A 20,045-nucleotide genomic window follows, 5' to 3' on the forward strand; every position below is an offset into this window, starting at 1 on the left:
TTCGTACGGGTCCGGCAGCGGTGCCGGACGGTCGCCCGGGGCGGGTCCGCGGCGACCGGGAACACCGCGGAGAGCGGGTGACGGCGGTCGGCAGGGTCCTGCCCCGCGCGAGACTACCACCTCCGGTGGATGCGACCTGGATACTCCCCTTTTCCGGGGATGCGTCGGGCGTTCAGGGGGTACAACGAGGAGTAGAAACGACGAGCGGCCTCAAAGGCCCCAAAGGGAGATATCCAGGCACCAATCAGGCGGATTCCGCTGTCGGCGTACACGGCCCCGGGTTGGGAACGTCTGGGTCGGGTTAGATGTTGTCTGAGGTGACCGACGCCGAGTATTGAGGATGGCGAAGTGACTGGAACCCTTGCCCCCACCCAGCCGCTGACGGCTGCTGACCGTTGCGACCGCTGTGGTGCACAGGCTTACGTTCGGGTGCTGCTGAACTCCGGTGGCGAGCTGCTGTTCTGCGCGCACCACATGCGCAAGCACGACGATTCCCTCCGAAAGATCGCTTCGGACATCCAGGATGAGACCGACAAGCTCAACGACGACAAGTAGCGTCGGTCACACGACACGGGCACGGGCGGCGGTCCCCATCGGGGGCCGCCGCCCGTCGCGTGCCCGGACCCCGGTCCGCCCTCAGGCCAGGACGCGGCTGTGGTACCCGGACACTTCGGCGAACCCGAAGCCCTCGTAGAGGCGGCGCGCCGCCGTGTTCTCCGTCACCACGCACAGGTAGGCGTCGGTGGCGCCCTTGTCGTGGGCCTGCGCCAGCAGATCGGCCAGGATCGCCGAGGCGACGCCCCGGCGCCGGGCGGCGGGGGCGGTGACCATGGCGCAGATCGCCGCCGAACCACCCGACAGCACCGCACAGCCCCGGCCCGCACCGTCGGGCGCGGTCCCGTACAGCGCGGTGGTCCCGCGCAGGATGCGGGCGATCACGTCCGCCCCGGCCGGACCGTGGGCGAGCCAGTCGGCCCCGGGCGCGGTGGCGACCACCGTGGTGCCGGGGGCCGCCGGGCGCTCCCGCGGTTCCCGGGCCAGCACCAGGGCGGGCTCCACCACCGCGTACCCGTGCCGTTCCAGGCGGGCGTCCGCGTCCTCCTCCCCCGGCCACACCTGGGCGCAGGGGGTGAGCCCCCGCCCCCGGTAGAACGCGGTGACCCCGGCCGGGTCCGCGTCGGGGGCCAGGAGCAGGGCGCTGTTGGCGCGCTTGGTCACACCCTCTGCGGTACCGAACCGCCACCCGCCGCGCTCGACGACCTCGAACGCGGGCCAGTCCCGCGCCACCCGCGCCGCCCACTCGTGCATGCCCGCCGTCCCTTCACCGCCGAAAGCGGCGATCCTAGCGGGCCGCGGCCCCGCTCCGGCCACCGGGGCGATCCCGACGACCTAGCATGTGGACCGACCACCCCGTCCGAACCTGGAGACCGTTCGATCATGCTCATCCTGCTGCCGCCGTCCGAGGGCAAGGCCACCTCCGGCACCGGACCCGCCGTGGACCCGGAGTCCCTGGTACTGCCCGCGCTGGCCCCCGCCCGCCGGGAGGTCCTGGCGGCGCTGGAGGAGCTGTGCTCCGGGCCGGAGGACACGGCCCTGGAGGTGCTGGGGCTCAGCCCGGGGCAGGCCGACGCGATCAAGCGGGACCTGGACGCGGCCACCGCGCCGACCCTGCGCGCCGCCGACCTGTACACCGGCGTCCTCTACGACCGCCTGGGCCTGCCGGAGCTGCTCCGGGAGCACCCGGACCGCGTCCGGGAGCGGGTACTGGTCTTCTCCGGGCTGTGGGGCGTGGTCGGTCCCGGCGACGCACTGCCGCCCTACCGGCTGTCGATGGGTGTGAAGCTGCCGCCGCTGGGCGGGCTGGGCGCCTACTGGCGCAAGGCCATGGCCGCCCCGCTGGGCGAGCTGGCCGCGGACCGGCTGCTGGTGGACTGCCGGTCGGCGACCTACGCCGCCGCGTTCAGGCCCCGGGGCGCCGCCGCCGAGCGGCTGGTGTCGGTGCGGGTGCTGCGCGAACAGGTCGTCGGCGGACGGGTCGAGCGTTCGGTGGTCAGCCACATGGCCAAGGCCACCCGGGGCGACATCGCCCGGTCACTGCTGGCCGACGGGGTCGAGGCGGCCGACGTGGCGGAGCTGGCCGCGGCGCTGCGGGACCTGGGGCACACGGTGGAGACACCGGAGGCGAAGCCCGGGGCCCCGCGGGTCCTCGACGTGGTCGTGCGCGACCGAGCCCGGGCCCCGATGTCGCCCTGCGTGGGATAACGAGCCGACGTCGCGACTTTATCCCGCACCTACAGGCGCTGCGCGAGCATGGGCGGTGTCGGATGGACGACGGAACACACCTGGGATCGAATCACCGCGGCCGGGCGGTACCCGGTCCGGTCCGCGCGTGTGGGAACGCGCGGACCGACGGTGCGGAACGCGGGCGTCGCCACACCCGTCGACCGACGAAGGCACCGCGCAAGCCGTGTGCCCTCCCGTTCTGCGAACGGGAGGGCACACGGGTTCGGTCCGTTTCAGACCACGGCGTACTCGGGACGCCCTAGTCCAGGTAGTCGCGGAGCACCTGGGAACGCGACGGGTGGCGGAGCTTGGACATCGTCTTGCTCTCGATCTGCCGGATGCGCTCGCGGGTGACCCCGTAGACCTTGCCGATCTCGTCTAAAGTCTTCGGCTGGCCGTCGGTCAGGCCGAAGCGCATGGAGACCACGCCGGCCTCGCGCTCGGACAGGGTGTCCAGCACCGAGTGCAGCTGCTCCTGGAGCAGGGTGAAGCTGACCGCCTCGCCCGGCTGGATCGCCTCGGAGTCCTCGATGAGGTCGCCGAACTCGCTGTCGCCGTCCTCGCCCAGCGGGGTGTGCAGCGAGATCGGCTCACGGCCGTACTTCTGCACCTCGACGACCTTCTCCGGGGTCATGTCGAGTTCCTTGGCCAGCTCCTCCGGGGTGGGCTCGCGGCCCAGGTCCTGGAGCATCTGGCGCTGGACGCGGGCCAGCTTGTTGATGACCTCGACCATGTGCACCGGGATGCGGATGGTGCGGGCCTGGTCGGCCATCGCGCGGGTGATCGCCTGGCGGATCCACCACGTGGCGTACGTGGAGAACTTGAAGCCCTTGGTGTAGTCGAACTTCTCCACCGCGCGGATCAGACCGAGGTTGCCCTCCTGGATCAGGTCCAGGAAGAGCATGCCGCGGCCGGTGTAGCGCTTGGCGAGCGAGACGACCAGGCGGAGGTTGGCTTCGAGCAGGTGCTTCTTGGCGCGGCCGCCGTCCTCGGCGATCCACTCCAGCTCGTCGCGCAGCTCGAAGGTGAGCCCGTCGGACTCCTCGGCGAGCTTCTCCTCGGCGAACAGGCCGGCCTCGATCCGCTTGGCGAGCTCGACCTCCTGCTCGGCGTTGAGCAGCGGCACCTTGCCGATCTGCTTGAGGTAGTCCTTGACCGGGTCGGCGGTGGCGCCGGCGGCCACCACCTGGGCGGCGGGGGCGTCGTCGTCATCGTCGTACAGGACGAAGGACTCGTCCTCGTTCCCGGTCTTGACGGGGGAGCCGACGGCCTCGGGACGGACCGGCTTGGTGTCCTTCTCCGGCGCCTCCTCGGCGGTGTCCTCGACCAGTTCCAGCTCGGCGCCGGTGTGTTCGAGGTCGTCGTCGAGGTCCTCCTCGTCGAACTCCTCCGCGTCCGCCTCCGGAGCCAGCTCCAGGTCCTTCTTGCCCGCGGTCTTGCGACCGGCGGTCTTCTTGGCCGCGGCGGGGTCCTTGGCGACGGTGGCCTTCTTGGCCGTGGCCGTCTTCTTGGCGGCGGCCGCGGCGGGCTTCTTCGCGGTCGTCGTCTTCTTGGCGGCGGCCTTGCGGGCGGGTGCCTTCTTGTCGGCGGCGGCCTCGGCGGAGTCGACGACGGCGGTGACCGTCTCCGGCTGCTCCTGGGCGGCCGCGGCACGCACCGGCTTGGCGGCCCGGGTCGTGGTGGAGGTCGTGGTGACCTTGGTGGACCTGGTCGAGGTGGACCGCGTGGCCGCCGTCTTGCGCCGCGTGGTCTTGCGCCGGGAGGACGCCGACTCGGGAACGAGTACGGTCACGCCCTCCTTCGCGAGGCTGCGGAGCACGGACTGCGCCTGCGACATCGGGATTTCGGCCTCTTCGAAGGCACGGCGCACGTCCTCGGGCTCAAGATAGCCCTGGGACCGCCCACGCTCGATCAGCTGCTGAATGACGGGCTCTTGCAGTGACTCGGACTGCTTCGAGCGAGTCGAACTGGCAGATGACACAAACACCTCTCGAACGGACGTGTGGCGAGATTGTCGGACCCGGTGGTCCGCCTGGCCGGGACCGGGCACCGCGCCCTCTCCCGCCTGCGGCCTGGGATCGTCCCCGCCGGGGCGGGGAAGCCGTTTGTCTTTCAAGCGTATGCGCTCTCGGAGATCATTCCCCGCAGGAGACGCACGGTGAGCGGTCGGCTCTCCGGGCGGCTGCGCGGAATCATCCCCGTGCGGGGCGGAACGGCTTCTTCACTGTAGGCAAAGGAATGGACTTGTTCGTACGGTCCACCGCTCCTCCTCACGGTGGCCTCCTCCGTACGCGACTCATCGGTCCGCGACGGATTCGATCACCGGGAGCTGGACGGCGAGCAGAGTGACGTCATCGTCCTGCTCATACCCTTCGAGCATGCTCTCAACAAGGTACTCCAGCATCTGCTGTGGATCGCCCACCACTTCCGGCGGGGCCGAGGACGCCACGTCGACGAGCTCGTCGAGCCCGCAGTCGACGGACCGTTTGCGGTTCTCGACCAGTCCATCGGAGTAGAGGGCCACGGTGTTACCGGGTTGGACGAAGAATTTGTGATGCCCCCGCACGGACGTGATCCCCAACGGCGTGTCGGGGTCGGTGTCCAGCAGTGAGGGCCGGGCTCCGCCCGCGACGACCAGCGGCGGCAGATGCCCCGCGTTGCTGAGGTCGAGCTGGCCGGTGACCGGGTCCAGGACGAAGTACACCAGGGTGGTGACCTGGTCCATGGCCTCGGTGGCGCTGAACATGCGGTCCAGTCCGGTGAGGACATCGGCGGGCTCCGGCATGGAGAACGCCAATGCGCGCAACGCGTTGCGGATGCGACTCATTCCCGCGGCGGCCGGAATGCCCTTGCCCATGACGTCGCCGAGCACCCCGGCGATGCGCCCGTCGGGCAGCGGGAAGGCGTCGTACCAGTCGCCGCCGACCTGGACGTGGCGGGAGCCGGAGCGGTAGTACGCGGCCAGTCGCACCCCGCGCACGTCGGGCAGTTCCTCGGGGAGCAGGCTGCGCTGGAGCTCCTCGGCGGTGTTGTGCTCCTGCTCGTAGAGGGCGGCCCGGCCGATGGCCAGGGCGCACTGCCCGGCCAGGGCCTCCAGGAACACGCGCTCCTCGTCGCCGATCTCGCGCGGTGCGGTGAAGGCCAGGCGCAGCGCCCCGATGGGGCGGCCGGCCACCATCATGGGCAGCGCCGCCCAGGCCCGTTCGGGGGTGAGGCGGACCAGTTCCTCGACCTCGGGCGCGTCCTCCAGCAGGGCGGCGAGTTCGGCGGGGTCGGCGGCGGTGCGGGAGGCGCGCTCGGCGATCGCCAGGGCGCTGATCTCGGGGTGGCCCAGCGGGAAGGACCCGCGGGGCAGCGGGTGGGCTCCGGCGGCCACGACGGTGTCCAGCCGCGCCCCGTTGCGGTCGAGCAGGACCACGCTGATGTGGTCGGCGCCCACACCGGAGCGGCCGATCTCGGACATGGCGGCGACGACCTCGTCGACGGTGAGGGCCTCGGCCAGGTCGGAGGTGGCCTGCTGGAGGCGTGCGGTGCGCATGGCCGCCTCGCTGAGCTGCTGGTTGAGCCGCCGGCGCAGCTCGTCGGCCTCGCGCTCGGTGGTGACGTCCACGAGGCTGCCCACCCACTCCACGGGCGCGCCGCCCTCCGTCACGGGCTTGGCCCGGGCCCGGAAGTGGTCGTAGCCGCCGGAGCGGGTGCGCACCCGGAACAGCGCGTCGAACGGGGTGCCGTCCAGGACCGCGTCGTTCCAGGCGCGCTCGACGGAGGCGCGGTCGTCGGGGTGCAGGGCCTTGAGCCAGCCGCGGCCGAGGTAGTCCTGCGTGCTCTGGCCGGTGATGTTGCGCCACTGCGGGCTGTCCTCGTGCACCTCGCCCCGGGCGTCGGCGGTCCAGACGACCTGGTTGCCGACCTGGAGCAGGGCGCGCAGGCGCTGCTCCTCGCGGTGCACCTCGCCGCCGTCGCGGACCGCGATGAGGGCCAGCCTGGAGTCGCCGGTGACGGGGTCGGCGACGGGGAACCAGGTGAGGTCCCACAACCGGCCGTCGTCGGTGCGGTGACGGCCGCGGACCACCCGGTCCTCGGCGCGTTCGGCGGCCTCGGTCCCGGCGGCCGGGACGCCGCAGGCGCGCATCAGCTCGGCGGGGTCGTGCCCCGGGCACGGCTCGGGTGCGCAGTCGAACACCTCGGCGACCAGCCGGTTCGCGGCGACGATCCGCCCGGTGGAATCCAGCAGGGCGAATCCGATGGGGGAATCGTCCAGAAGTGCACGGACCGCATCGCCCGGAACGGCATCGCCGTCGGAACGGGGCGGAGGAATGGACGTCTCGGCGCTCACCTGCTCGACACCTCCGCTAAACCCTCGGATTTCCCGACCCGACCGACCGAGCACGCGGACCCCGTCGATCCGGGGATCGGACCGCGCCGGGGGTGGTGAAGGTCTGCGGCGCGGTGCCGAAATGGGATCGGGGGGTTCCACGGCCCTCGGGAGTCACTCCCACGACTCCTCTCGGCCGCTGTCACGGCTCAAGCATAGGACACGCCCGTCCGGGTGCAACGGCCCGCGGTGAGCGGGACGGGCGAGGACGGGAAGGTAAATAGTAGGCCACCTGCGGCCATCGTCCGAGGAGACCATTGGTTTTCCCCAGGAGGTTTCCGCCGAATTCCCAGGCATCGGGATACTTGTCCGCTTTGGGATCATAGCTTGGAAACAGCTCCGTTATATGCCCGAAACGTCCTTTTCGCCTTGTTGACCTGGGGTGATGGTGGTGCGCGAGTAAACGATGGCCACTCCAGGTTTTATCAACAGCGTGCCGGGACAGGGGTTGACAGCCCGCTCAGAACAAGTGGAATGGGTGGAGGTCACCGTCCAGGCCATCATCAACCAGGAGTGTGAGCGAGAATGCTCCAGACCTTCCCGGTCCAGGATCTCCGACGGATCTCGGCGCGTCTGCACGACGAGTTCAGCGGTCTGTCCCACCGCTGTGTCGAACGGTGTGTCAGTGACACCTGGAACTGCGTCGAACACCTGGGCATCGCGGTCACACCGCACCTCGTCGAACGGGTGGCCCGTGAGCACCTGGAGGCGATGGTCAACTCGGTACCGCCCTCCCAGGTCCCGCGCAAGGCGACCACGGTGGCCTCCCGGGCCCAGGGGGCGACCCTGTTCGCCGGACACCGGGTGATACCCCGGCCGCGGTGATCCGCCGTGTCCGCCGGGAGCGGGGCGCGCCCCGGCGGGCGCACCCCGCCCACCCCTTTCCGGAGCGGCGGACACTCCTGGAGGAACCAGGCGAAACCCCCGGACCGTGAATCCCGGGCCCCCGGCTGTCATACGCTCGGACCGTGCCCTCCCCTACGCCTCCCTCATCCGCGAACCCCGAACCGGTTCCCGGCGCCGCCTTCGACGAGATGCTGCGCGCCGCCAGGGCGATGCTCGCCATGCGGCACCCCCTCGACGCCGAGCTGGCCTTCAGCGAACTGCTCGGCACCTGGTGGGGCGAGCGCGTGCCCGGACTCGACGTCGAGCGGGTACTCGGCGAAGGGCTGATCACCCACGCCGCCGCCTCCGGCAAACCCGCCGGGCTGGGCGTGCTGGCCGCGGTCGCCGCCCTGGGCACCTCGCCCGGCCAGCGCCGCCTCGCCGAACAGGGCATGATCGCGCTGCGCGAGCAGGGGCTCCAGGTCCCCGAGTGGGCGTCCCAGCTGGGCCGGGTCGTGCCCCTGGGCGCCTATGTCAACAGCGACCTGTTCGGGGACACCGACGACGTGGTGTGCGTGTTCGGCCGCGGGGAGCGCGGCGCCGCGACCGTCCCCGAGCACGCGCTCATCCTGGTGGTGGACCACAACGCCGGCGGCGTGCTGCGCGACGCCTGGGTCACCACCAAGGTGGAGAAGCTGTTGCAGGGGTGCCGGGAGCGGGCGGCCGCCGACGAGTTCACCCGGTTCGCCGAGTTGGAGCCCGCCCAGGCACGCAGCCGCCTGGTCCGCGCCCTGCGCGTGACCGAACAGGTGATCACGCGCGGGAGCGACGGCGCCGCCCCGCCACCGGTCGGCCCGACCGCCGCCGACCTGGCGGGCGGCTCCCTGGCCGCGCACTTCGCCCTGGCCAACGCCCGAGTGCGGACACTGCCGGAGCGCTTCGGCCGGGACGTGGAGGACGGCGTCCCGGTGTGGCGTCGCGACCGCCGGGCGGTGCTGGCCGCCCGCTTCCTGTCCTCCGACGAGGCCGCCGAACTGTCGGACTCCTACACCGCGAGCCGCTGCGTCGACCACATCATCGCCTACGGCTGCGACGTGGACGCCGGGCGGCCGACGCGGGTGAGCCCCCGCAAGGTGGAGGCGTTCCTGCTGCGCTGGCTGCCGGGCCGGGTGGTGCTGCTGCCCGAGGAACAGGAGGCCATGCCGCACGTGCTGGCGGCGTGGGTGCGCTGGGCCGGTCCGCGCACCGGCCTGCCCGAGGTCGCCGTGGGAGCGACCCTGGACGCCGTGTGGGAGTCGACCACCGAGTTCACCAAGGTCTACCGGGACCCCGCCCGGCCGCTGGGGCTGCGCCAGGAGGCGGTGCGCAGATTACTGCCCGATGGCGACTTCTCGGCGCTGGCCCGGCGCATGTTCGCGTTCCCGCTGCTGGCCAGCGACCTGATCTCCTGGGCCCCCGAGGAGTTCGACCCGGCGACCCCGCGGGGCCGCCGGGCGCTGCTGCGGCTGGACCACTTCGGCGAGTACGAGGCCGCGACCCCGCCCACCGGCCGCCACTCCACCGGCCAGGACCACTGGTACCGGCCGGTGACCGGGGACGACCCGGGCCGGGAGCGGGCGTTGGACCGGCACGAGCGGCTGGCCGAGCGGCTGTGGTCCGGGCGTCCGGCCGAGCTGTGGTCGGCCGCCCGGCGGCTGCTCGACCGGGGCCGGGACAGGGCCTCGGTCCTGGCCGAACTGGGCGACGTGCTGGACGCCGCCACGGACGGCACCGACCTGCGCCGTCGCCTCGACGCGCTCTGAGGACCCGCACCGTTCCGACGACGACGCCGTTCCGGGCCGTGTGCGGCGGGTCAGCCGACCATGCGGGCGCGGAGGGCGTCCACCGTGGCCGAGGACAGGCCCAGGCCATCGGAGACGTAGCCGTCGAAGGAGCCGTACACCTCGTCGATGTGGGAGAACGAGGCCCGGAGGTACTCGGCGCGCACCCTGGTCATCGGGGCGACCTCCTCCCACGCCAGGCCGCTGTGCTCCGACAGCCGGCGCATCCACTTGTCGGTGTTCTCCTGGCGCTCGTTGCTGGCCAGGTAGTCGGCGATCACCGTGGCCCGGTCCACACCGAGCAAGGTGAGCAGCAGGGCGGCGCCCCAGCCGGTGCGGTCCTTGCCCGCACTGCAATGGAAGACCAGGGCGGTGGGACCCTTGGCGGCGAGCTCGACCAGGTCTCGGTAACCGGTGAGGGCGGCCTCGTCGGTGACCAGTTCCCGGTAGACGTCGAACATGAAGCGCTCGGCGGCGCCGTCGGCGAACATGGCCCGGGCGCGTTCGCGGTCCAGCAGGGCCTGGGAGAAGTTGGCCCCGGCCGCGGTCGGGTCCTGCACCGAGATGGCGGTGTAGGCGGCGCCCTCCGGGGTGATGTCCGGCAGGCTCTCCCGCTCGTGGGCGGTGCGCAGGTCGATGAGCTGGCGGATGCCCAGGCCGTTGTAGACGGGCAGGTCCGGCTCGGAGATGGTGTGCAGGGCGTCGGAGCGGTACAGCATGCCGTGGCGGACCGTGCCTCCCCCGGCGGTCCGGTGGCCGCCGAGGTCGCGGAAGTTGGGGGCGCTGGAGAGGATGAAGCCGTTGTTCGTCACGAAAGCGACGATACCGACCGCCTCCCCGGCGCCCCGAGCCCGGTTCGGGGTCAGACCCCCTGACGCATGGCGGTGATCTCCTCTCCCGCCTCCTTGACGTCCTTCGCGGTGTCCACCCCGCGCCAGAACCCGCTGATGCGGTAGGCGGTGAGCCGCCCCTGTCCGGCCAGGTCGGGGAAGGTGGACGACTCGTGGTCGCCCTTGACCGGCAGCAGCGGGGTGATGCCGGGTTCGAACAGGTACACGCCGGCGTTGATCCACACCGGCAGCAGCGGGCTCTGGGTGAACCCCTCGATCCGGTCCTGGTCGTCGACGTCAACGATGCCCCAGGTGGTGCGGAACTGGGCCAGTGCCAGGGTGGCCAGGCCGCCCTTGGCCCGGTGGTGGGCGGTCATCTCGTCCAGCGGGAACCAGGTGAGGACGTCCCCGTTGAGGGCGAAATAGGGCGCGTCCTGCGCGGGCAGCCCCTGGGAGGCGTAGCGCAGGGCGCCGCCCCGGCCGAGGGGTTCGTCCTCGACCAGGAGGGTGATCTCAGGGCCGTCGCCGCGGGAGGCCAGGTACTCGCGCAATACCTCGGCCTTGTATCCGCAGGAGACCACGACGTGTTCGACGCCGTGGCCCGCCAGCCATTCGAGTTGGTAGTCGATGATGGGCCGTCCGGCCACCTCCACCATCGCCTTGGGGCGGGTGTCGGTGTAGGGCCGCAGCCGGGTGGCCTGCCCGCCGGCCAGGATCAGGGCCTGGGTGACGGGCGACGCGGAGGTTGAGGGTGAAGCGGTCATGACCGGACACTAGCAGCACGTGGAATCCGTTGCCCGGTGCGCCGTCGGCGGTTCCAGGTCAGCTCTGCTGGGTGGCCTCGGCGTAGGCGGAGCGGACGTCGGCGCTGGTGAGGACGGTCAACTCCGCGGCGGTCGCCGCGTCACCGACCTCCTGGGAGACCCGTAGGTCCCGCTGGGAGCACGCCTTCTCGAACAGGGAGCGGGCGAAGCGCCCGTTGCCCAGCTCGTCGATCCACCCCTCGGCGCACACGTGGGAGAAGATGCTGCGCAGGTCCTCCACCGCGGTTTCGTCGAAGGCGTCGCCGGTGCGGGCGGCCAGCGCCTCGGCGATCGCGGTGAGCTCGTCGGCGTTGTAGGACGGGAAGCGCACCCGGACGTTGAACCGGGAGGCCAGCCCCGAATTGGAGGCCAGGAACCGTTCCATCTCCGCCGGGTACCCCGCCAGCACCACCGCCAGGCGGGAGCGGTCGTCCTCGGCGCGTTTGAGCAGGGTCTGCACCGCCTCGGCGCCGAAGGCGTCCCCGCCGCCGTACCCCGGGTTGATCAGCGAGTACGCCTCGTCGATGAACAGCACACCGCCCAGGGCCCGGTCCACCAGCCGGTTGGTCTTGATGGCGGTGGCCCCCAGGTGCTCGCCCACCAGGTCGGCGCGCTGGGCCTCCACCACGTCGGCGCGGGCCAGCATGCCCAGGGCGGCGAAGACCCGGCCCAGCACCCGGGCGACGGTGGTCTTGCCGGTGCCGGGCGGCCCGGTGAAGACGAAGTTCCGCATGGGCGCGTGGTTGAGCAGGCCCTGCTCCTCGCGCAGCCGGGCCACCCGCAGCTGGGCGACCAGTGAGCGGACCTGGGCCTTGACCGGTTCCAGACCGATCATGGCGTCGAGTTCGGCCAGGGCCTCCTCGATGCCCGGGGCCTCGCCGAACCCGGGCAGGCGCGCGGTCAGCTCGTCGTAGGCGGCGATCACGTCGGCGGACCGCAGGGTGATGAGCTCCTCGGCCTCGGGCCGGGGCGCGGGCCGGTCGCCCTCCATCCCGGAGGTGACCACACGCACGTCGCGGGCCTGGGCGGCCTTCTCCACCAGGGAGCGGGCGAACCGGCCGTTGCCCAACTCGTCGACGGCCTCACGTTGCACGGCCTGGTCGAGTCTTCGCCGCAGGGTCCGCTCCGCCTCGGCGTCCAGGACGTCGCCGCGCTGGGCGACCAGGGTCGCGGCGATGCGGAACAGCTCGTCGGCGGTGTAGCTGGGGAAGGTGATCCGGGTGGAGAAGCGCGAGGCCAGGCCCGGGTTGGACGACAGGAAGGCGTCCATCTCCTTGTCGTATCCGGCCAGCACGATGACCAGGTTCTCCCGGTCGTCCTCGGCGCGCTTGAGCAGGGTCTGCACCGCCTCGTTGCCGAACCGGTCGCTCTGCCCGTCGCCTTCGTTGACCAGGGAGTACGCCTCGTCGATGAACAGCACACCGCCCAGGGCGCCGTCGATGAGCCCGTTGGTCTTGATGGCGGTGGCCCCCAGGTACTCCCCCACCAGGTCCGCGCGCTGGGCCTCCACCACGCGGGCCGTGGGCAGCAGTCCGAAGGAGTGGAAGATGGTGGCCAGGGTGCGGGCCACACTGGTCTTGCCGGTGCCGGGCGGACCGGAGAAGACCAGGTGGCGCAACGGCCGCTCGACCGGGAACCCGGCGTCGGCGCGCAGCCGGGCCGCCTCGATGGACGCGGCCAGCCCGCGGACCTGCTGCTTGACCGGGTCCAGGCCGATCATCGCCTCCAGCTCGGCCAGGGCCTCGTCGACGGGCACCGGTTCGGAGTCGTCCTCGGCGGCCGGGCGCCCGCGGGCCGGGGCGGCGGCCGGGCGGGCGGTGTCGGCGCGGCCCTGGACGCGTTCGGCGGGGGTGCCGCGGGAGACCGGACGGGTGTCGGACCGGGCGCTCTCCCGGGCGGCCTCGGACTCCCGGCGGATCTGCCGGGAGGAGGACAGCCGCCACAGCAGGCAGGCGCCGGCGGCGGCGTAGAGCGCCCCGATCCCCCAGGCGGAGGGCGGGGCGGGGGCGACCATGCCGACCAGGGCAAGGGAGAAGCCGAAGATGAGGCCCGCGGTCAGGGACAGCGCCGCGGTGTGCCAGACCGGGAACTCGCGCACGGCGGTGCCGGCCGCCACGACGAGCAGCGGCAGCACCGGGACGAGCAGGGTGACCGGCTCCCCGGCGAGCGGGAGCTGGAAGAGCGGGAAGGCGACCGCGGTCCAGACCAGGCAGACGACCACGGTGACCAGGGCGTCGGCCGAGCGCATCAGCGCGGCGAAGAGCAGGATCAGGGCGAGGGCGACGGAGACGGCGGTGCTCACGGGTACCGGGGTGACCAGGGCGGCGACCGCGACGACGGTGAGCGCGACCAGCCCGGCGATCAACCGCCTGGCCAGGGGGACCGCCCGGTATCGGGTGCGCAGGCGTTCCAGCCCGGAAGGTCCGGGGACCGCGGTACCGGGGCGCGTGTCGCGCGTCATCGGTGCCCCTTCCTGCGTGGGGGTCCGGAGGCGTGCCTCCGACCGGGGGTCTCTGGCCGGAGGGGCGGTCGAGGGGTCGACGGCCACGCCTTCAGCCTTGCCGCAACCGCCCCCGGTTGTCCAGTGCGGGGCGGCGTGTCGCCCCCGCGCACCGGACGGCCGGGGCGGTCACAGCAGGGGGATCTGCCCCCCGGGGCCGGGCCTGGGCCTGCGCAGGTGGCTCCAACGGGGCAGGTCGTCGAGGTAGGACCAGCTCATCCGGTGCTGCGGGGTGGGGCCGTGCTCGGCCAGGTGGGCGCGGTGGACGGGCGAGGGGTAGCCGGCGGCCCTCTCGAAGGCGTAGCCAGGGTGCTGCTCGGCGAGTTCGGCCATGTACGCGTCCCGGCGCACCTTGGCCAGGATCGCGGCGGCGGCGACGCTGATGCAGGTGAGGTCGCCTTTGACCTGGGTGCGGACCCGCCAGGGGCGGCCGATGAAGTCGTGGGAGCCGTCCAGCAGGACGGCGTCCGGGCGGACGGTGAGCCCCGCCAGGGCACGGTGGGCGGCGCGGCGCAGGGACTCGGTCATGCCGACCTCGTCGATCTCGGTCGCCTCGGCCCAGCCGAAGGCGTGATCGGCCACCCAGGGCTCCAGCCTGGCGGCCAGGTCGCGGCGGCGCGCAGGGGTCAGGCGCTTGGAGTCGGTCAGGCCCGCGGGCGGTTCGCCCTCGCCGGGAACGGCCGCGCAGACCAGCAGCGGCCCCGCCCAGGCCCCGCGCCCCACCTCGTCCATTCCGGCGACGACCCGTGCTCCGGCGGCACGCAGCCGGTCCTCCACCTCGTAGGTGGGCGCGGCGGGAGGTGCGGCGGGCGCCTTGGCGGCGGGCTCGGAGATCGACACGCTCCCAGACTAGGGGGCCGAGGACGCCCGCGGGGTACGGGCACCGCATCCGCCCGATCCCGGGAGCGGACGTCCGGAACGGGTCTTTGCGCGACTCGCCGCTCATCACAACGAGTCAGCGCCCATGACTTTGGGTAGTTTCCGCTTGTCAGGATCGCGCACAGGTGTGACCCGGAGGAATGGACATGCAGCGCCCCACCCGGCATCCCCGGAGCCAGAGGCCACGCCCCCGATCGCGCGTCCGCCTGCGCCGCCGCGGCCTGTACGACATCGGGGCCGCACTGACCCGGATCGGCGTCGGCTGGGTGTTCGCCGACCACGGCCTTGCCCTGCGCGGCCAGGAGGCGCGGCTGGCCGCCCACCTGGCCGAGTCCGGGACACCCCTGCCCACCCTGGCGGTCCACCTCCTACCCGCCCTCATGGTCGCCACCTCGCTGTCCTTCGCCGTGGGCCTGCTCACATGGCTCGCCGGCCCCCTGCTCGCCCTGTGCGCGGTGCTGGGCGCCCTCTCCCCCGCCGCCCCCGGGCTCTCCCCGTTCGACTCCTGGCCGGTGACGGTGCTGGTCACAGCGGTGTGCCTGCTCATGGCGGTCAACGGCGGACGGTGGTCCTGGGACCACCTCGTCCTGGCCCCCGAATCCTCCGAGCGTCCCGAACGCCGCAGGACGCCCCGCCCCCACCCGGACCGGGCGGCGGGGAAACCCCCCGCCATTTCCACGCGTCGACCCGAACACGCTCCGCCACTGCTCTATCCTGTGGGACAGGCCGCTGTACGTCGGCCGTATCAACTGTGACGCGGCCCGTTCCGGCTCCTCCTTCCCGCGCCTTCCCGGGACCGCGTCCGTCACCAGCATGGATTCGGTGAGGGGAACACCATGTCCGCCGTAGGTTCCGGCCCGACCCCTGACGGGTCCGTGGCCAAACTGATCGAGATCGCCGAGAAGCCCACCCTGGGGCGGCGGCTCATCAGCTGGGCCTCCCGGCCTCCGGGGCGGCTCTACATCCCCTCCTGCACGGTGGTGGCCCTGATCATCCTCTTCGAGGACAGCGTCCCCTCCGGAAACCTCACCGCCTTCGTCGTGGGCCTGGTCGGCGGGCTGCTGCTGGCCGGGATGGGCGCGCTGCGCCTGGGCATCGCCCTGGCCGTCGCCCGGCCGATGATCCGCCACTACTGGCTGCGCTGGATCTCCGCCCCGCTGATCGCCGCCCTGGCCATCGGCGTCTCCGCGGCCGACGTGCCGCTGAGCGCCCGGGTGCAGGCCTCCGCCGAGGACCTGCTGGCCCTGTCCGACCGGGCCGACGAGTCCTCCGCCATCCCCCTCAACGGGGAGCGGGCCGGGCTGTACTCGCTGCGCAGCCTCAGCGTGGCCGACGGGGTGCTCCACTACGAGGTGGAGGGCGCCGGGCTGGTGGGCCGCGCCGGGCTGGCGCACAGCGGCGAGACCCTCCCCGAGGGCGTGTTCGTCAGCGGGCAGGGCACGCGCATCTACGAACACGTCACCGACGACTGGTACGTGTGGGTGGAGCACTAGGCACCGGACCGCGCGGGAACGGATCACCGAAGGGCCGGGGATACCCCCGGCCCTTCCTCGTGCCTTTGCCGCGGCTTGTGCTCCTCCAATGTGGTTCTCACCTTGGCCGTGTAGACAGGGAAGCGCCCGGGAGGGGTCCCCCTGACCCCGGCCCGACGGCGAACCCTTCAGGAGAGGACTCATGCGCGAATTCACGCTCACCCTTCACCTGCGCATCCACGACTCGATCACCGCGCTGCGCCGGGCCCACGCCCGGGGCGACGACGACCTGGCCCTCGGCCAGGCCGGAGAGATCGAGGACCTGGTGGAACTGGCCGCCCGCAACGGCATCGACATCGGGGCGGGCTACGCCGACCTCTCCCCCCGCGGCTGACCCGACACGGAGAAGGGCTCCACGACCACGACGGCCGCGGAGCCCTTCCGCGTTCACGGGAGAGGACGGGTCAGCGGCGGCCGCCGTACCCCTCCCCGTTCTCGAACTGGCGCCGCATCGCGACGTCCTGCTGCTCCTGGTACTCCTCCGCCAGCTGCTGTTGGCGGGCGGCAGCGGCGGCGACCGCGCCGCGGGCCGACTCCAGGCCCTCGGCCGCCTTGGCCGACGGGCCCGAGGTCCGCGAGCCGTTCAGCACCTGCGGCAGCAGCTGTGCGGTGAGCAGCGTCGACAGCGCCGAGGAATCCCCCGACCCGGCCTCGGTCTGCACCACGACCGGACGCGGAGCGCGTTCGGCCAGCGTCGCGCCCACGTCCAGGCGGCGGCGGGCCAGCTCGTACTCCAGCACCGCCCGGTTGTCCCGGTAGGCGGTGGCCAGGCGCCGCTGGGCCTTGGCCTCGTTCTCGGCGGCGACCAGGTCGGCCCGGCCGCGCGTCTCGATCTCGTAGCGCACCCGCTGTGCCTCGGTCTCCTGCTCCTGGAGCATCTGCGCGACGTCCTTGCGGGCCTTGTTCAGGGACGCGTTGACCTCGACGATCTTGGCGTCCCGGACCTTCTTGGACCGCTCGATGTCCATCAGCAGGGTGTCGATGCGGCGCTTGCGGGTCAGCTCCCACTCCTGCTCGTAGGCCACCAGCTCCTTGGACACCCGCTCCCGGGTGGCCAGGTGCTGCTGGTACTGGTTGGGCAGCTGCACATCGGGGATGTTGCAGCCGGTGATGTGCACGCCGTACTTCTCCAACTGCTGGTTGAGCAGGTTGCGCATGTCCTCGACGTTGGACCCGCGCAGGTCGTAGGCGGCCTCGGTGCGCACCATGCGGCTGCGCTGGCGGATGGCGTCCTGCACCACGCTGGACAGCACCAGGTCGAAGTTGCTGGCGCCGATCGTCAGCACGAACCGCTGCGGGTCGTGGATGCGGAACTTCAGGAAGAACTCGATCGACTTCAGCGGCACGTTCTCCCGGGTCGGGCAGGCCACCACCGGCGCCGTGTACGGGATCTCCGTGCTGGTGTCCACCACGTAGTCCACACGCTTCCACGGGTGCCACAGGTAGTGGCGGCCCGGGGCGATGACCTTCTGCACCTTGCCGTACTTGGTGAGGATGCCCTGGGTGCCGTGCTCGATCTCGATGATCGAACCGCGCCACCACCACAGCACCGCCACCACGATGGAGACGACGCCGACGAACAGGGAGGGCAGCGCCAGCACCGCGTTGATCGGTGCGGACAGCGCGCCCTCGACCGCCACGTTGACGGACATGACCAGGCCCGAGGTGAGGGCGAACAGCCCGATCCACACCAGGACCATCCACCGCAGGCCGCGGTTGTCCCTGGGGATGACCACGGGCACCACGGCGCCCTGGTCGCCGCCGCGCAGCAGCCCGGCGAGATCGCCCCAGGAGGAGAGGGACTCCTTGATGCTGGAGCCGCTCCTGCCATTGACCGGCTGGCTCATCTAGCGACCTCCCTCGAACGGGCCGGGCCCCTGGGACCACGGCGGCAGCGGCGGATCCTGCGGACCGGCGTAGGGTTCGCCCGCCGGCGGGGCGTCCGGGCCCGGTTCCTGCGACGCCGGCCCCGCGTCGCGGGCCTCGGCCAGTCGCTCGTCGATGGCCTGGTCGGACACCGACTGGCGGATCTCCTCGACCAGGTCCTCACCGGGGGCCTGCTCGTCCGCGGCGGCGGCCCGCTCCGGCTCGGTGCCGTCCGCGCGCAGCAGGGCGTCGATCTCGTCCTGACGCTCGGAGATGCGGGCGTTGATGTCGCCCAGGCGGGCGCGGATCGCGTCCATGTCCTCCTGGGAGAACAGGGCGGCGTCGGCCTGGCCGATGATCTCCTGCGCGATGCGCAGGTAGTCGACGCTGGCCGCGTCGCCCGAACCGATCCGCAGCACCTGCGGCAGGCTGTCGGCGACGTCCGACAGCTTCTCCAACAGGGACTCGCGGAACCGGTAGTTGAGGATCTCCGGGGCCTCGGCCGCGCTGACCGCGCGGATGTCCAGGGCCTGGGCCTGCAACAGGGCCGCGTTGGCGTTGGCCTCGGACTCGGCCTCCACGAACCGCTGGCGGGCCAGTGCGCGGGCACGGTTGGTCTCCCGCTCCAGGGCGGTGTCCATCTGCGCCTGGTACTGGGCGATGTCGGCCTGGATCGCCGACAGCGTCTCGTTGAGGGTCGCCAGCTCCTTGTTCAGGTCGCCCTCGTTCTGTTCCTTGCGCAGTTGCAGCTCGTACTCGAACGTGTAGGCGTCCTTGGCGACCCGCACCATCTCCGGCGCCGCCAGGTCCATGCGGTACTCCTGGCTGGAGGGCTCGGCGTGGGTGATGTTGGCGCTGGTCAGCACGACGATGTCGCTGAACTGGCGGTTGAGCTGGGCCAGCAGCCCCTGGGTGCTCTCACCGACCAGGTCGTAGATCGCCGAGGCCTCCTGCTCGTAGATGAGGCTGCGGGTGGTCTCGCTGATCGCGTTGTTGAGCTTCTCCTGGAAGCCGTGCACGCCGCCCAGCGTGTAGACGAACCCCTCCGGGTTCTTGATCTGGAACTGGACGAACAGGTCCACCGACGCCTGCACCCCGCTCTTGGTGGGGGCCGAGCGGATCGGCGCGTTGAACGGGTACTCGCGCACCACGTTCACGATGTAGGACACCCGCTTCCACGGGTTGAACAGGGTCACCAGGCCCGGCGGGTAGATGCGTTCCATCCGCCCGAAGTGGGTGACGATGGCGACGCAGCCCTCCGGCACCATGACCATGCCCTGGCGCCACCACATGAAGGCCGTGACGGCGATGGTGATGATCCAGTAGTGGACGCCGAAGAACGGGTTCAGCAGCGCGTTGCCGCCGGCCAGCGAATACGGCAGGAGGATGAAGAGTACGCCGACCAGGCCCAGCGCGATGAGCGCGACGGCCGGGAGCATGGTGACGAACGTGCGGCCCCGCGGGATGACCATCGGGCAGACCACGTGCACCGGGCCGTCCGGGCCGCGCTCGTAGCTGCTGCGGTTGATGGCCTCACCGGCGTTGTTGAGCGAGGCGGTCTTCTGCTCGATCCGAGTGCCCACGGAACCGCCCTGGTCGCGGGCGGCGACGAAGTCGCTCGGGTCGAGTCCACCGCCTTCGGTGACCTGGCTGGAGGTCTGTTGCAGGACATCGGTCACGGCCTGCCGCGGATCGCCTCCCTGGGCGACCGCTGCGGCCGCGCCGCGCACCGTCTGCGCGAACGACATGGGCGGGAACTCCTAGGTTCGGAGATGTGTGGGAACCATCTGCTTCGACGCCGCGTACCGGGGACCGGTTCCAGGTCGGCGGCGGTCCCCGCCGGACGAACGCCATAGCGGATGGCTTCGACCTTCGCATATGTCATGCCCGGAACCCAGGGGTGCTCCCGGAGCGTGGCCGGACGGTGATCCCTCAGCGTCGGAAGCGCGCCGAATGGCACCCCCGGGACACGGGCGATAACGTCGTTTCCGCACCCACCCGCCCCGAACACGAGGAGTTCCCATGGCCTCCGTACCGAGCGCCGTCCTGACCACCGCCGGGCTCATCGGCGGCTACGCCGTGGCCAGGGCCACCGGGAACCGGCCGCTGGGCGGCGCCGTCCTGGCCGGGTTCGGCGCGGCCGCGTTCGAGACCTGGCGCCGCGGCCCCGGGCTGGGCACCGCCGTCGCCCTCACCGGCGTCTACGTGGCGGCGTTCGGGCTGTCCCACCCGCTGGCCAAGAAGATCGGCTCCTGGCCGGCCGTGCTGGGCGTGACCGCCGCCACCGCCGCCGTCGCGGTCGCCGCCGAACGCGACTGACCGCGAGCGGGGC

17 protein-coding genes are annotated in these 20,045 nt (G+C 72.0%); 8 read left to right on the plus strand and 9 right to left on the minus strand.

Annotation, left to right across the window (positions count from 1 at the left end; genetic code table 11):
* The first annotated feature begins 348 nt into the window (after positions 1-348).
* Positions 349-555 (plus strand): hypothetical protein, encoded by a 207-nt coding sequence (locus QJS33_RS08525; RefSeq protein WP_306367327.1) that lies wholly within the window; start codon positions 349-351, stop codon positions 553-555.
* A gap of 81 nt (positions 556-636) precedes the next feature.
* Here the strand turns inward: QJS33_RS08525 and QJS33_RS08530 are convergent, their stop codons facing one another.
* Positions 637-1,308 (minus strand): GNAT family N-acetyltransferase, encoded by a 672-nt coding sequence (locus QJS33_RS08530; protein WP_306367328.1) that lies wholly within the window; start codon positions 1,306-1,308, stop codon positions 637-639.
* A 129-nt stretch (positions 1,309-1,437) separates the two neighbouring features.
* On the opposite strand from QJS33_RS08530, the gene yaaA reads away from it, so the two are divergent.
* On the plus strand, positions 1,438-2,262 hold the full coding sequence (gene yaaA, locus QJS33_RS08535) for a peroxide stress protein YaaA (protein WP_306367329.1): 825 nt from the start codon (positions 1,438-1,440) through the stop codon (positions 2,260-2,262).
* Between the two features lie 280 nt (positions 2,263-2,542).
* Here the strand turns inward: yaaA and QJS33_RS08540 are convergent, their stop codons facing one another.
* Both QJS33_RS08540 and QJS33_RS08545 read right to left on the minus strand, forming a co-directional pair.
* On the minus strand, positions 2,543-4,264 hold the full coding sequence (locus QJS33_RS08540) for an RNA polymerase sigma factor (RefSeq protein ID WP_306367330.1): 1,722 nt from the start codon (positions 4,262-4,264) through the stop codon (positions 2,543-2,545).
* 315 nt (positions 4,265-4,579) lie between these two features.
* A complete protein-coding gene (locus QJS33_RS08545) occupies positions 4,580-6,619 on the minus strand; it encodes a SpoIIE family protein phosphatase (RefSeq protein WP_306367331.1) in 2,040 nt (679 codons plus the stop codon).
* Positions 6,620-7,183: 564 nt separating this feature from the next.
* On the opposite strand from QJS33_RS08545, the gene QJS33_RS08550 reads away from it, so the two are divergent.
* Both QJS33_RS08550 and QJS33_RS08555 read left to right on the plus strand, forming a co-directional pair.
* Positions 7,184-7,483 (plus strand): hypothetical protein, encoded by a 300-nt coding sequence (locus tag QJS33_RS08550; protein ID WP_306367332.1) that lies wholly within the window; start codon positions 7,184-7,186, stop codon positions 7,481-7,483.
* Positions 7,484-7,692: 209 nt separating this feature from the next.
* The gene (locus QJS33_RS08555) at positions 7,693-9,285 is read left to right on the plus strand and encodes a hypothetical protein (RefSeq protein ID WP_306367365.1); all 1,593 of its coding nucleotides are present in this window, start codon (positions 7,693-7,695) and stop codon (positions 9,283-9,285) included.
* Positions 9,286-9,335: 50 nt separating this feature from the next.
* Here QJS33_RS08555 and QJS33_RS08560 read toward each other — a convergent pair whose 3' ends face one another.
* The 4 genes from QJS33_RS08560 to QJS33_RS08575 all read right to left on the minus strand — a co-directional run bounded on the left by QJS33_RS08560 (position 9,336) and on the right by QJS33_RS08575 (position 14,276).
* Positions 9,336-10,115, minus strand: coding sequence for a tyrosine-protein phosphatase (locus tag QJS33_RS08560; protein WP_306367333.1), 780 nt, complete (start codon positions 10,113-10,115; stop codon positions 9,336-9,338).
* Between the two features lie 50 nt (positions 10,116-10,165).
* On the minus strand, positions 10,166-10,897 hold the full coding sequence (locus QJS33_RS08565; RefSeq protein ID WP_306367334.1) for a nucleotidyltransferase family protein: 732 nt from the start codon (positions 10,895-10,897) through the stop codon (positions 10,166-10,168).
* A 58-nt stretch (positions 10,898-10,955) separates the two neighbouring features.
* Positions 10,956-13,397 carry an AAA family ATPase gene (locus QJS33_RS08570; protein ID WP_306367335.1) on the minus strand — a complete coding sequence of 814 codons (2,442 nt, stop codon included), beginning with the start codon at positions 13,395-13,397 and terminating at the stop codon, positions 10,956-10,958.
* Between the two features lie 168 nt (positions 13,398-13,565).
* Positions 13,566-14,276, minus strand: coding sequence for a ribonuclease HII (locus tag QJS33_RS08575; RefSeq protein WP_306367336.1), 711 nt, complete (start codon positions 14,274-14,276; stop codon positions 13,566-13,568).
* Between the two features lie 185 nt (positions 14,277-14,461).
* Between QJS33_RS08575 and QJS33_RS08580 the strand changes: the two genes are divergently transcribed.
* The 3 genes from QJS33_RS08580 (at position 14,462) to QJS33_RS08590 (ending at position 16,181) form a co-directional block, all read left to right on the plus strand.
* The gene (locus QJS33_RS08580) at positions 14,462-15,070 is read left to right on the plus strand and encodes a DoxX family protein (RefSeq protein ID WP_306367337.1); all 609 of its coding nucleotides are present in this window, start codon (positions 14,462-14,464) and stop codon (positions 15,068-15,070) included.
* An 81-nt stretch (positions 15,071-15,151) separates the two neighbouring features.
* Positions 15,152-15,808 carry a hypothetical protein gene (locus QJS33_RS08585; protein ID WP_306367338.1) on the plus strand — a complete coding sequence of 219 codons (657 nt, stop codon included), beginning with the start codon at positions 15,152-15,154 and terminating at the stop codon, positions 15,806-15,808.
* Between the two features lie 181 nt (positions 15,809-15,989).
* A complete protein-coding gene (locus tag QJS33_RS08590) occupies positions 15,990-16,181 on the plus strand; it encodes a hypothetical protein (protein ID WP_306367339.1) in 192 nt (63 codons plus the stop codon).
* Between the two features lie 70 nt (positions 16,182-16,251).
* On the opposite strand, the gene QJS33_RS08595 is transcribed toward QJS33_RS08590, so the two are convergent.
* Positions 16,252-17,694 (minus strand): SPFH domain-containing protein, encoded by a 1,443-nt coding sequence (locus tag QJS33_RS08595; RefSeq protein ID WP_306367340.1) that lies wholly within the window; start codon positions 17,692-17,694, stop codon positions 16,252-16,254.
* Positions 17,695-19,461, minus strand: a complete 1,767-nt coding sequence (locus tag QJS33_RS08600; protein WP_306367341.1) for an SPFH domain-containing protein — start codon at positions 19,459-19,461, stop codon at positions 17,695-17,697.
* 274 nt (positions 19,462-19,735) lie between these two features.
* Between QJS33_RS08600 and QJS33_RS08605 the strand changes: the two genes are divergently transcribed.
* Positions 19,736-20,032, plus strand: coding sequence for a hypothetical protein (locus QJS33_RS08605; RefSeq protein ID WP_306367342.1), 297 nt, complete (start codon positions 19,736-19,738; stop codon positions 20,030-20,032).
* Positions 20,033-20,045: the final 13 nt, after the last annotated feature.

The organism is Nocardiopsis sp. CC223A, from assembly GCF_030766825.1.
Taxonomy (GTDB): domain Bacteria; phylum Actinomycetota; class Actinomycetes; order Streptosporangiales; family Streptosporangiaceae; genus Nocardiopsis.

What these genes read in the sequence shown, in the direction of transcription:
- QJS33_RS08530 (WP_306367328.1), bottom strand. Translation starts at nt 1,308, where the DNA reads ATGCACGAGTGGGCGGCGCGGGTGGCGCGGGACTGGCCCGCGTTCGAG.
- yaaA (WP_306367329.1), top strand. Translation starts at nt 1,438, where the DNA reads ATGCTCATCCTGCTGCCGCCGTCCGAGGGCAAGGCCACCTCCGGCACC.
- QJS33_RS08550 (WP_306367332.1), top strand. Translation starts at nt 7,184, where the DNA reads ATGCTCCAGACCTTCCCGGTCCAGGATCTCCGACGGATCTCGGCGCGT.
- QJS33_RS08555 (WP_306367365.1), top strand. Translation starts at nt 7,693, where the DNA reads ATGCTGCGCGCCGCCAGGGCGATGCTCGCCATGCGGCACCCCCTCGAC.
- QJS33_RS08565 (WP_306367334.1), bottom strand. Translation starts at nt 10,897, where the DNA reads ATGACCGCTTCACCCTCAACCTCCGCGTCGCCCGTCACCCAGGCCCTG.
- QJS33_RS08570 (WP_306367335.1), bottom strand. Translation starts at nt 13,397, where the DNA reads ATGACGCGCGACACGCGCCCCGGTACCGCGGTCCCCGGACCTTCCGGG.
- QJS33_RS08580 (WP_306367337.1), top strand. Translation starts at nt 14,462, where the DNA reads ATGCAGCGCCCCACCCGGCATCCCCGGAGCCAGAGGCCACGCCCCCGA.
- QJS33_RS08585 (WP_306367338.1), top strand. Translation starts at nt 15,152, where the DNA reads ATGTCCGCCGTAGGTTCCGGCCCGACCCCTGACGGGTCCGTGGCCAAA.
- QJS33_RS08590 (WP_306367339.1), top strand. Translation starts at nt 15,990, where the DNA reads ATGCGCGAATTCACGCTCACCCTTCACCTGCGCATCCACGACTCGATC.
- QJS33_RS08595 (WP_306367340.1), bottom strand. Translation starts at nt 17,694, where the DNA reads ATGAGCCAGCCGGTCAATGGCAGGAGCGGCTCCAGCATCAAGGAGTCC.
- QJS33_RS08600 (WP_306367341.1), bottom strand. Translation starts at nt 19,461, where the DNA reads ATGTCGTTCGCGCAGACGGTGCGCGGCGCGGCCGCAGCGGTCGCCCAG.
- QJS33_RS08605 (WP_306367342.1), top strand. Translation starts at nt 19,736, where the DNA reads ATGGCCTCCGTACCGAGCGCCGTCCTGACCACCGCCGGGCTCATCGGC.